The following is a 15,826-nucleotide window of genomic DNA, read 5'->3' as shown; positions in this document are numbered from 1 at the left end:
ACATTCCATGAGCCTCACGTACTCCGCCGGTTCCCTGGTGGCCTCCCGCGGCCGCGAATGGGTGGTGCTGCCCGAGAGCACACCCGACATGCTGGTGCTGCGCCCGCTGGGTGGCGGCAACAACGACATCGCGGCCGTCTTCCCCGCTTTCGAGGAGGTGCGCCCGGCGGAGTTCGCCGCCCCGGACGCCGACGACCTCGGTGACCAGCGGGCCGCGGGACTGCTGCGCACCGCGCTGCGTGTGGGCTTCCGTTCGGGTGCGGGCCCCTTCCGTTCGCTTGCCTCGATCGCCGTCGAACCCCGGGCGTACCAGCTCGTCCCGTTGCTCATGGCCCTGCGTCAGAACACGGTCCGGCTGCTGATCTCGGACGACGTCGGGATCGGAAAGACCGTCGAGGCGGGACTGGTCGCCACCGAGCTGCTCGCACAGGGCGAGGCGAGCCGGATGACGGTCCTGTGCGCGCCCGCGCTGGCGGAGCAGTGGCAGGAGGAGCTGCGCGAGAAGTTCGGCATCGACGCGGAGCTCGTCCTCGCCTCGACCGTGTCCCGTCTGGAGCGCGGTCTGGATCTCGGCCAATCGCTCTTCGAGAAGCACCCGCACACGATCATCTCGACAGACTTCATCAAGTCCACCCGCCACCGCGAGGACTTCGTCCGCCACTGCCCGGACCTGGTCATCGTCGACGAGGCGCACACCTGCGTCTCCGCCGACGACACCCACGCGGGCGGAAAGTCCGGGACCAGTCAGCTCCGTTACGAGCTGCTGCAGCGCGTCGCCGCCGACCAGGACCGCCACCTGCTGCTGTTGACAGCGACCCCGCACTCCGGCAAGGAGTCCGCGTTCCGCAACCTGCTCGGCCTGGTCCGGCCCGATCTGGCGACCGTCGATCTGGAGAGCCCGGCCGGCCGCGCCAGGCTCGCCGAGCACTTCGTCGCGCGTAAGCGCGCCGACGTACGCCAGTACCTCACCAAGGAGGACGGCCTGGCCGACGACTCGCTTGCCGAGCGCACCGCCTTCCCGTCCGACCGCTGGATGAAGGACGAGCCGTACAAGCTCACGCCCGAGTACCGCGCCCTGCTGGACGACGCCATCGCGTATGCCGCCGACCGCGTGCAGACGGCCGGCAGTCAGGGCAAGCGGGAGGCGAGGATCGCCTGGTGGTCGGTGATCGCGCTGCTCCGCTCGATGGTGTCGTCGCCGGAGGCGGCCGCCCAGACGCTGAAGACCCGTTCCACGGCGGCCGTCGCGCGCAGCGCGGAAGAGGCCGACATCCTCGGCGCCCCGCTCAACCAGGACGCAGCCGACACGGACGCGCTGGAAGGGCTTGACGTCGCCCCGGGTGCGAGTGAGAGCGAGAACGCGGGTGCCCGCCTCCTGGAACTGTCCGAGCGGGCCGCAGCCCTGGCCGGCCAGCAGGGCGACGCGAAGCTCAAGGCACTGGTCAAGCACCTCAAGTCGTTGCTCGCCGACGGTTACCACCCCATCGTCTTCTGCCGCTACATCCCGACCGCGGAGTACCTCGCCGAGGAGCTGGGCGGCGCGGACGGCAAGCCGGGCAAGCTCGGCAGGAAGGTGCACGTCGCGGCGGTCACCGGCACCCTCTCGCCGCAGCAGCGCCTGGAGCGGATCGAACAGCTCGGCACCGAGGGCGCGGACGACCCGGCTGCCCGCCGCGTGCTGATCGCCACGGACTGCCTGTCCGAAGGGGTCAACCTCCAGCACCACTTCGACGCCGTCATCCACTACGACCTGGCCTGGAACCCTACCCGGCACGACCAGCGCGAGGGCCGCGTCGACCGCTACGGGCAGAAGCGCGACCAGGTCCGGGTCATCACGATGTTCGGTGAGGACAACGGCATCGACGGCAAGGTCCTCGAAGTCCTGTTCAAGAAGCACCGCCAGATCCAGAAGGACCTCGGGATCTCCGTCTCCGTCCCCGACGAGACCGCCTCCGGTGTCACGGACGCCGTGGTCGAGTGGCTGCTTCTGCACGGCCGCCGGGGCAGCCAGGAGGCCCTCTTCGAGGTCCCGGGAGCTCAGCAGACCCTGGACCGCGTCGAGCGGGACTGGAATTCGGCCGCCGAACGCGAGAAGACCTCCCGCTCCAAGTACGCACAGCGCTCCATCCACCCGGAGGACGTCGCCCGTGAGGTGGCGTCGGTACGCGCCGCGCTGGGCGGCGCCGACGAGGTCCGCGACTTCGCCCTCGCCGCCCTGCACGGCCTGGACGCCCTCGTACGCGACCCGCGCGACGGTTCCGGCGACTTCACGGCCCAGATCGGCGGCACCCCGGCCGGGCTGCGCGACGCGCTGGCCGCCACGCTCGGCAACCGCGTCGTGGAGGAAGACCGCGAGATCCCGTTCCGCACCTCCCCGGCGATCGCCCGGGGCGAGGCGGCACTCGTGCGCACCGACCCGGCGATCGGCGCCCTCGCCTCTTACGTCCTCAACTCCGCGCTGGACAGCGACACATCCGGTCCGCGCCCGGCCCGTCGCTGCGGGGTCGTCACCACGGACGCGGTCACGTCCCGTACGACGTTGCTCCTGGTCCGCTACCGCTTCCACCTCACGCTGCCGTCCCGTACGGGCGAGAAGCAGGTGGTCGCCGAGGACGCCCGGCTGCTCGCCTTCGAGGGAATGCCGCAGCGCGCCCGTTGGCTCGACGACGAGGCGGCGGCCGAGCTGCTCGCGGCCCGTGCCTCGTCCAACACGAACCCGCAGATGTCCCGCAACCAGATCACGCGCACGCTGGACGGCCTGGACGAGCTGACCGGCCACCTGGAGGAGTACGGCGAGCGCCTCGCCGCCGAACTGGACGCCTCGCACCGCCGGGTCCGTAGGGCCGACACCGACACCCGGCTCCGGGAGATCGTCCGCGGTCTGAAGGTTGTCCCGCAGAAGCCCGCCGACATCCTCGGCGCCTACGTCTACCTGCCCGCGAACCCGGCCGCCGCCGGCGTGACCCCCGCTGGAGCTGTCGCCTGATGTCCGCCGCCACCCGCACCGCCCCGGCCTTCACCTCCGTCACGACGGTCGGCGGCCTGCTCCCCTCCGACATGCTGCTGCGCATCGCGGAGGCAGCGAAACTGCCCGGCACGAAGCCGGCCGACTACCACCTGCCCGCGTCCGTCGCCGTCCGGGACGAGGCGGAGCGCGCCTGGGAGTACCTCAAGCCGCTCTGGCGCGACCTGCGCACCGCCCTGCCCTCGGACCCGAAGACGGGCGCCCCGGCCGCAGACCCGACGGGCCGCGCGGGCAACGACTGGCTCGCCCAGCTGTTCCGCAAGCTCGACTTCGGCCGCCTGACGGAGGTGGGCGCGCCGGGCGTCCCCGCCGGCACCGACCCGGCCAAGCACTTCCCCGTGTCCCACCGGCACGGCGCGGCGCTGGTCCACCAGATCCCCTGGAACCAGGAACTCGACAAGCGGGCCTCGGCCGGGCAGGTACCGGCCCAGTCGATGCTCCAGGACTGCCTCAACCGCACCGACGCCCACCTGTGGGCGGTCCTCACCAACGGCCGCCGCGTCCGCCTGCTGCGCGACTCGTCGGCGCTGGCGACGGCGGCGTACGTCGAGTTCGACCTCGAAGCAATCTTCGACGGTGAACTCTTCAGCGAGTTCGTGCTGCTGTACATGACGCTGCACGCGTCGCGCTTCGAGGTCGGCGAGGGGCAGCCGGCGTCGGGGTGCTGGCTGGAGAAGTGGCGTGCGGAAGCGGTGACGTCGGGCGCCCGCGCCCTCGACCAGCTCCGCCTCGGTGTCCAGCACGCGCTCACCGTCCTCGGCACGGGCTTCCTCCGCCACCCCGCCAACACGGCACTGCGCGAGGACGTGAAGCCGAAGGAGCTTCAGGCCGCCCTCCTCCGTCTCGTCTACCGGCTCCTGTTCATCTTCGTCGCCGAGGACCGCGAGGCGCTGCTCCGCCCCGACGCCACGGATCGCCAGCGCGAGACGTACGAGAAGTACTTCTCCTCCGCCCGCCTGCGCACGCACGCCCGCCGCCGCCAGGGCACCGCCCACAGCGACCTCTACGAGGCGCTGCGCATCGTCCTCGACGCACTGGGCGCGGAGAGCGGCCGCCCCGAGCTCGGCCTGCCCGGCCTCGGTGGCCTCTTCTCCCACAAGGACGCGGACACCCCGCTCGACGGCCTGAAGCTGTCGAACGAGTCGCTGCTGACCGCCGTCCGCCACCTCGCCCAGGTCCGCGACCCCGGCGCCCGGCGCTGGCGCTCCGTCGACTACCGCCACCTGGACGCCGAGGAACTCGGCTCGGTCTACGAGTCCCTGCTCGAACTGGAGCCGAAGCACTCGGCGGCCGACCGCTCCTTCGAGCTGGTGGAGGTTGCGGGCAACAGCCGTAAGACGACAGGCAGTTACTACACCCCGTCCTCGCTCATCGAGTGCCTGCTCGACACGACGCTGAACCCGGTGATAGACGATGCCGTCCAGCGGGGTGAGGAGCGTGCCGCCTCGGCCGGCCGCCCCGACCCGGCGGACGACATCGTCGACGAGCTGCTGTCCCTGACGGTCTGCGACCCGGCCTGCGGCTCGGGCCACTTCCTGGTGGCGTCGGCGCGGCGTATCGCGAAGCGCGTCGCGTCGGTACGTGAGCGCAACCCGGAGCCGACGGCCGACGCGGTCCGCCACGCCCTGCACGAGGTCATCGCGCGGTGCATCTACGGCGTGGACCTGAACCCGATGGCCGTGGAGCTGGCCAAGGTGTCACTGTGGCTGGAGGCGCTGGAGCCGGGGAAGCCGCTGGGGTTCCTGGACGCGCATGTGAAGCACGGCAACGGTCTGATCGGCGCGACGCCGTCGCTGCTGGCGGGCGGCGTTCCCGACGAGGCGTTCGACGCGATCGAGGGCGACGACAAGAAGTACGCGAACGCGCTCAAGAAGCGCAACAAGGCCCAGCGCGGCGGCCAGAGCGACCTGTTCACGGACGCGGCGGTCACCGTCCCCGCCAACACCCGCCTTGCCGCCGAACTGACCCGCATCACCAACGCGCCAGCCGACGAACTGAGCCAGGTCAACGCCCAGCAGGCCGCGTACGAGAAGTACGTGAGCTCCTCCGCCTACACGCGTGAGCGCGAGACGGCGGACACGTGGTGCGCCGCCTTCGTCTGGCCCAAGCGCGAGGGCGCACCCGAGGCCCCGACATATGACGTCGTACGGGGCCTGCTCGCGGGGAACGGTTCGACGGTGAGCGACGAGACGCTCGCGGAAGTCCTCACCCTGAGCGAGCAGTACCACTTCTTCCACTGGCACCTGGAGTTCCCGGAGGTCTTCGCGGTCCCGGAGTCGGGAGCGGAGGTCGATCCGGTGACGGGGTGGGCCGGCGGGTTCGACGCGGTGCTGGGGAACCCGCCGTGGGACAGCGTGAACCTGCCAGAGGTCGAGTTTTTCGCCGTACGCGCCCCCGAGATCGCTGCAACGAACAACACCGCTGCCCGCAAGAAGAAGATCGAGGCGCTCAGGAATAACCCCGACACCGTCGACCTTTACGACGAACACGAGGCTGCAAAGCGCAAGACGCTCGGCGCAAGCCACTTTCTGCGAAACTCCGGCCGCTATCCGCTGACGGGCCAGGGAAACCTCAACCTGTACGCGCTGTTCGCCGAGGACGACCGCATCCTGACGGCGGCACGCGGCCGGACAGGCGTGATCATCCCGACAGGCATCGCGACGGACGCGCGGACGCAGTACTTCTTCAAGGATCTGGTGTCGGCGGGTTCGCTGGCGGCGCTGTTCGACTTCGAGAACCGCGCCAGCCTGTTCCCTGCAGTGGACTCACGCATGAAGTTCTGCGTTCTCTCCCTCGCAGGCCGCTCCCGGCGGGAGCCGGCAGCCCGCTTCGCCTTCTTCCTCCACGACCCGGCCGAACTCGAATCCGCGGACAAGGCCTTCACGCTCACCCCAGAGGAGATCACGCTCCTCAATCCCAACACGGGTACCTGCCCGGTCTTCCGCTCCCGCCGCGACGCCGAAATCACGCTCGGCATCTACCGCCGCGTCCCGGTCCTCCTCAATGAGTCCGACAAGGCACACGGCAACCCGTGGGCGGTGTCATTCATGCAGGGGCTGTTCAACATGTCCCACGACTCCCACCTCTTCCGCCCCTCCGCCGCCAACGGCGAGACGCTTAAGTCGATGCTCGCGGATGGCTGGCACCTCGACGGGAACGTCCTCGTGCGGGGTGGGGAGCGCCTGCTGCCGCTGTACGAGGCGAAGATGCTCCACCACTACGACCACCGCTGGGCGACGTACACGGACAAGGGCGAACCCAGGGACCTCACCCTTGCCGAGAAGCGGGACCCGACCGCCGTCGCTCTGCCCCGGTACTGGGCCAGTGAGCAGAACATTCCCACCGGAACCATGGACAAGCGCGGTGCCGAGGTCAAGGTCGACGGAGTTCGGCAGAGGCTCGAGAACCGCGGGTGGGCCCACGACTGGCTCCTCGGTTGGCGTGACATCTGCCGGGCAACCGATGAACGCACCGTCATCGCAGCTCTGGCACCCGCTAACGGTTTCAACCACAAATTCCTCATCGCCCTGGCGGATGACGCAGAGCTTCTCGGAGCGGCCCTGTCGTCACTGGCCTTCGACTACGCGGCTCGCCAGGCAATTGGCGGAACCTCCATGTCGTTCTTCATCATGAAGCAGCTTCCGGCCCCCACTGCTGCTCTGCTCGCCCCCCACTCAGACTTCATCCGCATTCGCCTCCTCGAACTCACCTACACCGCAAACGACATGACGCCCTTCGCCCACGACCTCGGCGACACCGGCACCCCCTTCCGCTGGGACGAGGACCGCCGCGCGACGATCCGCGCCGAACTCGACGCCCTCTTCTTCCACCTCTACGGCATCACCCGTGACGACGCGTCGTACATCCTCGACACGTTCCCCATCGTGAGGCGCAAGGACGAGGCCGCTCACGGCGAGTACCGCACCAAGCGCCTGATCCTCGACGAGTACGACCGCATGGCCGCCGCCGGCCTCACTCTGGAAAATCCCCTCACCGAAGGTGAGGACGGCACCTACCGCTCCACCCTCACCCCGCCCCCCGGCCACGGCCCCCGCCACCCGGCGGATACACGCTCCTGACCGTTTCCACCCCGTGCCGTCGGCCAGCCTCATCGAGGGCGGGCCGACATGATGCGCCGACTTCCGCTCGGCCACTCCAGCCGATGCGCTACGTCGGCCCCGACGCTCCACCCCGCCTCGCAGGAACTTCTGCGCCAGCGATTGGTTTGGCATGCCAGAATCGCAGATATCCAGCTCCTCTCAACCCCCGGCCACCCGGCCCACCACCCTCTACCTGCTCCAGAACATCGGTGGCACACCCGAAGCGCTGCGCACGGCGCTACGTCCCCGGTACGCCGAACACGAGGGGTTCGCCGTACGGGACATCACCCTCAACGGCATCGGGGCAGTCGCGTCACACGGAAGAATTGGCGCTCAGAAGCAACCCGGCTGGATGAAAATCGCCGGGAAACTCATCGGTGAGCCCCTCGATCTCACCAACCACACGGCGGCAGCGGTCATCCTTCTTCCGCTGGACAAGCAAGTGTTCGCGATCTGCTTCGGCAGCGGTCACCTGCTCCTGGAGACCGACTGTGTGACTCCTTTCTTCGGGCTTGACTTCGCCCTGCGCACGGTCGACCCAGGGACGGTGACTCAGCTGACGCACACGGTGATGGATGCCAGGGCACACACCGACCGCAGTTCCACTGCCCGCGGCCAGAACGTCCGTGCGTTCAATCTCGACGAGTACGGCGAGATCTGTACGCGCATCGTCGGCACCGCTCTGGAGATCGGGCTCAGCGCAGAGCAGAACCCCCGCATCAAGAAGGCGCGCCCGCGCGTAGCGGGCGGTGACTCGCTCAAGGTGCATCTGGCCAACGACCCCAAACTTCTGACTGAAGACCTGCGCACCATCAGCGGACGCCTGGAAGGCGAGCCCGCCAAGGGCTTCGAGCGCATCTCGTACGTGCGGCGTCTCGCGCCGACCGACCCTCTCGTAGCACGCCTCAACCAGCGTCTCGGCGAGTCCCTGGACGGCTCACAGGATTACGCGCGAATCGCCCTGACGGCACCGTCCGAACTTCTCGACAAGACACAGGAAGCCGAGGCGGTCCGCGTTCGCCTCAACGGAGGAAGCCGCTTCCTTCCCCTCGACGAGGTGTCCCTCGACGACTTCCGCGAGTTCCTTGCGGGCCACATGGCGGACAAGCGGCTCGAAGCCCTCAAGAGGACGAAGTTGCAGATGATGTCCGACGTGGAGAATGGCACCCCCGTCGGCCGTGGAACCGACGCGCTGAAGTGGATCACCGCAGAAGTACCCCTGGACAGCAGCCATTTCTTCTTCCACGAGCACCGGTGGTACCAGATCGGTGCTGATCACCAGGCGTATGTCGAGGCGGAGGTCGAGCGACTCTTTCGCGAATCCACCGACTACCGTCTGCCCCCTTGGCCCACCAAGAGCGAGATGGCCCGCCTCAAGCTCAAAGACGTTCACGAGCACGGCTACAACCAGCTGGCGTCCAAGAAGTTGGGATACGCGTTCCTCGACCGCGAGATGATCAAGTGCGGACTGCACCCGCACGGATTCGAAGCAGCGGATCTCGCAACCACCGACGGCGCCCTCATCCACGTGAAACGGGCCGACGGGTCGGGATCGCTCAGCCACTTGTTCGTGCAGGGGCGCGTCTCGGCAGACGCCCTGCACGCCGAGGCCGACGCGAATGACGCCTTCATCGCGGCCGTGAGAAAGCAGAACAAAACCTTCCCGAAGGCTGCTTTCAAGCCCCGCGACGTCGTCTTCGCCATCGCTCTCAAGACTGGGACGGACCTCACCCCCGAGTCCCTGTTCACCGTCTCCAAGATCTCTCTGCTGCACGCAGCCCGGGCGCTCCAGAACCTGAACATCAAGGTGCACGTCCAGGGAATCGACTATCGAGTCAGAGGCGCGGAAGACCGTGCCGCGAAGGCGAGCAAGGCACAGACTTAGGAGCACCACGCGAGGGACCTGGCTCAGTCCGCAAAACCGGTCACGTTCCTCCCCCGATTCCGAGCCCAGCACCTGACGTTCCGCCTTCACCCCGCCGATGCACCCGTCACTCACCCCACCCGCCTTCGCGCGGCGCAAACCACGCCCCGTGCTCATGGACCTGGAGTCCTCACATGACCGAGCCCACCCCCGTCAACCCCGCCGACGCCTCCGCCTCGACCCCTGGATTCGGCCCCGTGCCGCCAGTGCCGTCCTCCAACCCCGTCTTCACCGCTCCGGTCCCGCCACTGCGTTCCAGGAAGACACCCCTGCTCGCCATCGCAACCTGCGCAGCCCTGCTCGCCGGCGCAGCCGGATTCTGGTGGGGAAGCCGCGACGACAGCGACTCCCTCGGCCCTCTGCGTTCCGTCGACATATCGGCCGCCAGGCTGGTCGAGGCGGAGGCCGACGAGGACTGCGACGACTACGACGACCTGAGCTACAACGACTGCGATGCCGAGACCACGTACAAGTTCAAGTACAAGATCAGGAACGAGGGCGATGAGATCGCCAGCTACTCCGCCGTCATCAACGCCTTCGACGAGGACGGAAACTTCATCGGACAGGACTACATCTCAGTCAGTCATCTTGCCCCTGGAAAAACAAAGTCCGACGAAAACGAGTTCGGCGAGTACTCGAATTTTGAAGGCGACAACAAGCCCTCCGACATCGCCGTCCTGAGGGTCGCTCATGTGGAGCGTACTGCGCTGGCAAATTGACCCTCCACCGCAAGATTCTCCTGCGAACTCGGCGGCACCGGATACTCTCTGCTGAGACGACGACCGCCGCGCCGTCACCCGACCGAAGCTGAGCATCTTCTTGCGGTGTCGCGCCCATGGCCTCGCCGAAGGCGACTACGGTACGCCGCTCCGCTCCTGCCCCGACCTCGCCGCCCTCCAGCCTGACGCACACCAAGCCCAGATGGTTCGGCCCGTAGAGACCCCTCGGCCTGACCCCGCCCTGAAAGAGAGCTCAGTCGTGGATGACGAGATTCAGTTGATCACGGATGGCGACGGCCTAACGGTCATCGGAAGTCCGATAGCGGTCGAACGCTTCCTCGTCTCCGAGGGGCTCCCGTCGAATGATCGCGGATCGCGTCGGCTGGGATCTACTCTCGGCAACGCGGCCGGAGTCGCTCAGGCGGCTGCCGACAAGGCGGCCAACTCAACTCGCTGGGTAAAGCTGACCAAGGAGTCAGCGAAGCGCATGGACAAGTACGGACTCAGAGAGAACGCGAAGACGGGTCTCAGCACAGGTGTATTGAAGGGCGACAGCGGCCAGGTCAAGGGATTCGTCGAATTCGTGAAGGGGTCGGGACCGCTCCGAACCAACCCGGCTCGGCTGGCCAATATCGCAACGGCCATGGCGCAGCTGGCCATGCAGCAGGCCATGGACGAAATAGCAGACTATCTCGCCACGATCGACGAGAAGGTCGATGACTTGCTCCGCGCCCAGAAGGATGCCACCTTGTCGAACATGGTCGGTGTGGATCTCGTAATCGAGGATGCTCTGACCATCCGGGAGAAGGTGGGCCGGGTCTCCGACATCACTTGGTCGAAGGTACAGACCACGGCAACGACGATCGCGGCTACCCAGGTATACGCACTACGCCAGCTTGACGCTCTCGCAGAAAAAATGGAAAGCAGGAGCAAGATCGGCGATCTCGCCAAGGCGTCCAAGGATCTCGAGTCCAAGGCTGGGGAATGGCTCGTCGTCCTGGCGCATTGCTTCCGTCTTCAGGACGCGCTCGCCGTGCTCGAACTCGACCGTGTACAGGACGCGTCTCCAGAGGAACTGGACCTGCATCGCCTCGGACTTCGAGCCGCGCGGCAGAACCGAGTGGATCTCATCTCACGGAGCACGGAGCGCCTCATGTCCAGAATGCACGCGGCTGCCGGCAGAGCGAACGCAAAAGTGCTGTCACACCCGACCACGTCTCGGGACGTAGTGCACGCGCGCAACCACGTCGAGGCCGCCGTCGTCGATTTCCACGGGCGGCTCGGGATCGAGCGAGACCCCGAGTCGTTGGAAGCACGCCGTTGGAAGGACGCCGCAGTGGAGGTGAGGAACAGAGCACTGGAGAAGGGCGCGGAGAACGTCGACGTCGCCAGGCGTATCGGCACCGAGACCCTCGACCGCGCCAAATCGGCAACGGGCAAGCTCTCCAGCGAAATCACCGAGCGAGCGCTCCGTCTCCGCAGGGGCGGCAAGGACACCCAGGAGCGCGGCCACTGATCGCATGAAGGATTTCCCCGCCGACACGAGACCGGAGCGGTTGCCCGTGCGTTCACGGGCATCAGCTCAGCACCCCACCGTTTCAATCCCGCACTCGACCGGAGCCGAATCATGCCCCCGTTCTCCAGGGAGGAAGACACCCGTAAGGTTCAGACCGCCGTCATCGGGCGGCCCGGTTCCGACGCGCCTGCCTTCCTTCCTTATGATCACGACGAGTTTGACCTCTTCATGCGAGGACGCTCCCGTAGCGGCTTCTACTGCGGAATCCTCCTCGGTGGCTGCGGAAAGTCGCTCAGCCCCAAGCGGTACGTTGACAAGAAGTGTCACTTTGCCCACCACCCACCCGTTCACTGCCGTCGTACCGCCAATGACGAGTCCAGCGCAGATCACCTATATATCGGGCGTGCTCTCGCCGAGTGGCTGCAGAGCCAGAGGCAGAGAGTCGGTCAGCTCGACTACAGGCCGGGAGGGCATCAGGTAGGTGACGTAGTAGATGTTCCATATGAAGACGGACGGCGCCTCGTACGCGTTCAGCTCGGTCGGAGCTCGAAGCGGGAATGGGAAGGCGCGGACGCAGGGCTGCACGCCCGGTACGAATCACTCGACTGGCTGTTCGGGCCTGACAGTTTCGTGGCCAATTGGCAGATGGAACGTCAAGGATATGCCCTCCGAGTACAGTGCCGATCCGTTGGAGCGGTCCGCGAGGTAGAGATCGGGACTCAGTTTCCTGACCGCCCGGTGGATTGGTCCTCGCTCACGGACTGCACCCTCACGCCTCAGGGGGTCGTCACTCCGAGTCTTGTCCAGACTGCCAACGGCATCATCCCGCTCCATGCTCTCGTGGTAGCTGACGAAAACCCGTCTCCTCTACCCCTCCCGCCCGGTTCCGTCATCGTCACCGGCACCACGTCGATGCACAGCACAGAGACGCATCGCTACTTCGACGTCTCGGCCCGCATCACCGGCCGCATCGCGCTCCCGGTCCATAGCGAAGCACCAGAACCTCACCGTTCGTACCTGCCGGTCGGCGCAACCCTGTCGTGGGACAAAGAGGGCAGGTGGTTGATCTCAGCTGAAGGGCTGCAACCTGTACAGGCTGAGGCTGCGCCACAGAAGAAAGAAGGCTCGCCTACCAACGATCGTCATCCGCCTCAGCCCGAACCGGTGCAGGCGCCCTCGGACTCCAGCCTTGTTCGTTCCTTCCGAAGGACGCTGGAGAACACTGCACGGAGCGGAGGGGCCGTCACCGTCTCGACGCTCTGCAAGCGAGCTAGGATCAGGGATGATGTGCTCACCCCAGAGCGGTGGCAGACCCTACTCGTCCAGGCGGAGCAGCCCTGGACACCGGGGAAGCCCATCCTGTCCGCACTCGTTAAGGACCGCGACGGCGGACCGGCCCCCTTCTTCGCAGAAGTGCTGCGCGGACTCGGCTGGACAAGGAGCTTCTCTTGGACCGAGTTGCTCGACGTCTGGAGACGGGAAGGCCGACGCGCTCACGCGGCCTTCGGGAATGGTCGGTGGAGCACGGCCTCAGTGGCTTCACCGAACCCAAAACCTGACTGCTTGCCCCGGACCAGTCGTCAAACGTGCGTCGAATCGGCGGCCGTTCGACATCGGGCAGCCTGCGACGCCCTCATCGACTGGGCGTGCGAGGCTCAGCGCACCAACGATCTGCACTCCGTCGAGCAGGTCTTGTTCCTGCTCGACGGAGTAGTCGTTCCGCCGGAGACGGACAGGACGGTGAAGACGCTCACGGAGTGGTTCTCGGACCAATCCGCCGAAGCGCTGTACGGAACGTGGGAGCGCCTCTCCACACTCACGGAACGCCTCAATCAGGAGGGCGATGACCTACACCCCGATCAGCTGCGCCGCCTCCTGGACCACGCCGAGGAAATCGCCCGCGAGGTCGGGGAGGAACTCGGCGCGGCCGAGATCCAGGACATCGCCCGGTGGCGACAGCACCTGGCGCAACTCGCCGCTCGGCCGACTCTGGTGGAGATCCGTCGCCACGCGATGGCGGTGAGAGTCGCACTTCGCCGCAACGTGGGTGAGGTGCGCACGACCACGTGGGCTGAACTGGCCGCCCGCATAGACCTCTCCCTGTCTTCCCTTCATCCCGAGGACAGGGTGGCGGTTCTGGTCGAGGTCGATCGCGACACCCCGGACACGAGCCCACCGTTTTCGGCTTTGGTGACCGACCGCGGAGGCGATCGGCCTCATCCGCTCTACCGCCAGGTCCTGTTCAACCTGGACCGGCTGACACCGTCACCAGATGCCATGCACATGCACTGGCGTATGGCGCTGCGCCACCACTTCGGATGGGGATGGGAAACCCGCATGGCCCAGCAGTGATCATCCCGCGTGGCGCAGCTGAAACCCTGTCGACGGACGAGCGCCGCCGCTCGACGGCGCCCGATGCACCGCTCAGGTGTTCGTGGCGAAGGACACGAACCGTCCCCAGCCCTCGCGCCCCACCGCGAAGGCCGGGAGAGCGAGGTCCTTGGAATCCCGCACGTGGACGACCTGTTCGGCGACCGCGACCTCCACGCAGCTGTCGCCTTGCGTGCCGCTGTAACTGAATTTGAACCAGGCTAGTTCAGCCTCGTGGACTCTCATAGCTCTCCTCGCAATCGCTCCGGCAGAGCCCGCGATTCTTTGGGGTTCAGGCCCTGCGAGCGCAGTGTCATAGCGGCGGCAAAGGAGACCCACCTCCTTCGGGTCCGAGATCAACCACCCGTTCTGCTGTCCTTCGGAGTAGCCGAACCGCCGCCCCTGCCGCGTCTCCAGCAACTGGACCGGACCGTCCAAGCACCCGTGGAACTCGAGTTCCAGTGGCACCACTTGGAGTGTGACATTACGTGGCGCGGTCAGCTCCAACACATGCTCCAGCATGCCGGCCTGGACCTGCGGACCCCCAGCCCACGACGGAACACGGCCTCCTCGACGATGAAGCTGAACGGTACGGCTCGGTCTTCTCGAATCCTGACCTGCCGTTCCATCCGGGCGGCGAGAGGCTCCTCCGTCTGTGCGTCGGTCAACAGAGGGATGCTGTTGTCGAACACCGCCCGCGCGTACCCCTCCGACTGCAGCAGCCCCGGCACCAGCTGGCACTCGTACGTGCACAGGCTCATCGCCTCCCGCTCCAGCCGGGCCCACCTCCGGAACCATGCGGCAAGTCCGGCCTCCCCGCGAGTGAGGTGACGGGCGGCCTTCCCTATGGCCCCCGTGTTGCCGAGCGCCTCTCCGCGCGCTCGACGAACGCCTCGTCCGGCATCCGGCGGCCCAGCTCCACCGACTCCACGGTGTGCTTGGAATACCGGACCCTGGCGGCGAGCTCCGCGCGGTGCCCGTCTCGTCCGCCTCCTCGCCGTCAACGAGCTGCAATCCTGGGACGCACCACCCGACCTCACGGAGCGTGCCGAACTCGTCGTGGCCGAACTCGCGTCGAACGCCGTCCGGCACGGCCGCGTCCCCGGCCGCGACTTCCGCCTGACTCTCGCCGATACGCCTCCGGCCCAGCACCTCAGCATCGAGGTCACCGACGCCCGCGGCGACCGGCGCCCCGAACTGCCGTCCTACGAGCCCGCATCGCTCGCGGACGGCAGGCGGGGTCTGCTCCTCGTCGCCGCCCTCGCCGACGACTGGGACTGCGCCCCCTCTCCACCCTCCGGCAAGACAGTCCGTGCCGAGCTCTCGGCAACGCCGTCGCCCCCGACTCCGCAGCCGCTCATGGAACGCTCCTACGTCATCGAAAGTGCAGGAGATGTCTGGCTTCACGGAGCAGCGGTCAGCGCGATCCAGTCGCCTCAGAGGCCGTACTCATCCGGGTCGAAGTCGTCGTAAGGGTCGTGCTGTGCGGGGGCCGCTCCCGAACCGTCGTCGCCGGCTGAGGCAGCGCGGGCGACGAGGCCGTCGGCCCAGGCGGCTGCCCAGGAGCGGAGGCCGGCGATGGCCGGGGCGTCGAGCCCGTAGGCGGTGAAGGCTTCGTCCTCGAACCAGTCGGCCCCCTCCAGACGGGCTTGGAGTTCGGCTTCACCGAACAGACCGCCGGGGCGGGCGTGGCGGCGGCCGAACCGCTCCAGGTCGGCAGTGGTCCAGCGGCGGGAGGCCGCATAGACGTCGATGAGATCGCGTGGAGCGCCGCGTTCGGCGATGGCGCGAACCTTGGTACCGATGACGTCCTGTTCGGACAGGACCGGCCCGTAGGAGGTGGGGACGACGGGATACCAGAAGACCTCCTTGAGGATGTCGACCTCGCAGGTCTGACCGGAGGGCGGGTCGGTGACCAGAAACCGGGCGGAGAGCGGGGCGGTTTCCAGGAGCTCCACGTACCAGCCGCGTGAGACGAGCTTGTCGCGGAGGGTGCGGGCGATGTCGTCCATCGGGGCAGGGCTCTGGGTGGCGACGTCGAGGTCCTGGCTCGGGCGGGCGGTCAGCTGGTGGGCCTGGACTGCGTAACCGCCGGTCAGGACGAGGGGGTAGGGCGAGCCGAGGGTGAGGACCTCGTCCAGGAGCCGGGCGTGGAGCTCCGGCATATCGGGT

Annotated in this window: 9 protein-coding genes and 1 pseudogene; 7 read left to right on the top strand and 3 right to left on the bottom strand. The window is 67.4% G+C overall.

Going from position 1 to position 15,826, the window contains the following annotated elements:
* The first annotated feature begins 7 nt into the window (after nt 1-7).
* From DNK56_RS30575 to DNK56_RS30550, 6 genes are all read left to right on the top strand, one after another.
* Nucleotides 8-2,986: a DEAD/DEAH box helicase gene (locus DNK56_RS30575; protein WP_111339011.1), complete on the top strand. Its 2,979-nt coding sequence runs from the start codon at nt 8-10 to the stop codon at nt 2,984-2,986.
* Entirely contained in the window at nt 2,986-7,104 is a 4,119-nt protein-coding gene (locus DNK56_RS30570) for an Eco57I restriction-modification methylase domain-containing protein (protein ID WP_111339010.1), read from the top strand. The genes DNK56_RS30575 and DNK56_RS30570 overlap by 1 nt, the downstream gene beginning before the upstream one ends.
* 151 nt (nt 7,105-7,255) lie before the next feature.
* Complete coding sequence (locus tag DNK56_RS30565; protein ID WP_111339009.1) at nt 7,256-9,010, top strand: DUF6119 family protein; 1,755 nt, start codon at nt 7,256-7,258, stop codon at nt 9,008-9,010.
* 173 nt (nt 9,011-9,183) lie between these two features.
* Nucleotides 9,184-9,768 carry a hypothetical protein gene (locus DNK56_RS30560; RefSeq protein ID WP_111339008.1) on the top strand — a complete coding sequence of 195 codons (585 nt, stop codon included), beginning with the start codon at nt 9,184-9,186 and terminating at the stop codon, nt 9,766-9,768.
* A 259-nt stretch (nt 9,769-10,027) separates the two neighbouring features.
* Nucleotides 10,028-11,284 (top strand): hypothetical protein, encoded by a 1,257-nt coding sequence (locus DNK56_RS30555; protein ID WP_111339007.1) that lies wholly within the window; start codon nt 10,028-10,030, stop codon nt 11,282-11,284.
* A gap of 840 nt (nt 11,285-12,124) precedes the next feature.
* Nucleotides 12,125-13,636, top strand: coding sequence for a hypothetical protein (locus DNK56_RS30550; protein WP_241990136.1), 1,512 nt, complete (start codon nt 12,125-12,127; stop codon nt 13,634-13,636).
* 72 nt (nt 13,637-13,708) lie between these two features.
* Here DNK56_RS30550 and DNK56_RS30545 read toward each other — a convergent pair whose 3' ends face one another.
* Both DNK56_RS30545 and DNK56_RS36290 read right to left on the bottom strand, forming a co-directional pair.
* Entirely contained in the window at nt 13,709-13,900 is a 192-nt protein-coding gene (locus DNK56_RS30545) for a DUF397 domain-containing protein (protein WP_111339680.1), read from the bottom strand.
* Nucleotides 13,897-14,627, bottom strand: a pseudogene (locus DNK56_RS36290) (DUF5753 domain-containing protein); the annotation flags it as partial. The pseudogene DNK56_RS36290 and the gene DNK56_RS30545, both read right to left, overlap by 4 nt.
* Nucleotides 14,628-14,662: 35 nt before the next feature.
* Here DNK56_RS36290 and DNK56_RS36285 point away from each other — a divergent pair.
* Nucleotides 14,663-15,127, top strand: a complete 465-nt coding sequence (locus DNK56_RS36285) for an ATP-binding protein (RefSeq protein WP_342211051.1) — start codon at nt 14,663-14,665, stop codon at nt 15,125-15,127.
* On the opposite strand, the gene DNK56_RS30530 is transcribed toward DNK56_RS36285, so the two are convergent.
* The gene (locus DNK56_RS30530) at nt 15,091-15,819 is read right to left on the bottom strand and encodes a nucleotidyl transferase AbiEii/AbiGii toxin family protein (protein ID WP_111339003.1); all 729 of its coding nucleotides are present in this window, start codon (nt 15,817-15,819) and stop codon (nt 15,091-15,093) included. The two genes, DNK56_RS36285 and DNK56_RS30530, sit on opposite strands and share 37 nt — an antisense overlap.
* Between the last annotated feature and the right edge of the window lie 7 nt (nt 15,820-15,826).

This window comes from Streptomyces sp. AC1-42W (assembly GCF_003248355.1).
Classification (GTDB): domain Bacteria; phylum Actinomycetota; class Actinomycetes; order Streptomycetales; family Streptomycetaceae; genus Streptomyces.
This window is presented reverse-complemented; position numbering and strand designations above follow the sequence as displayed.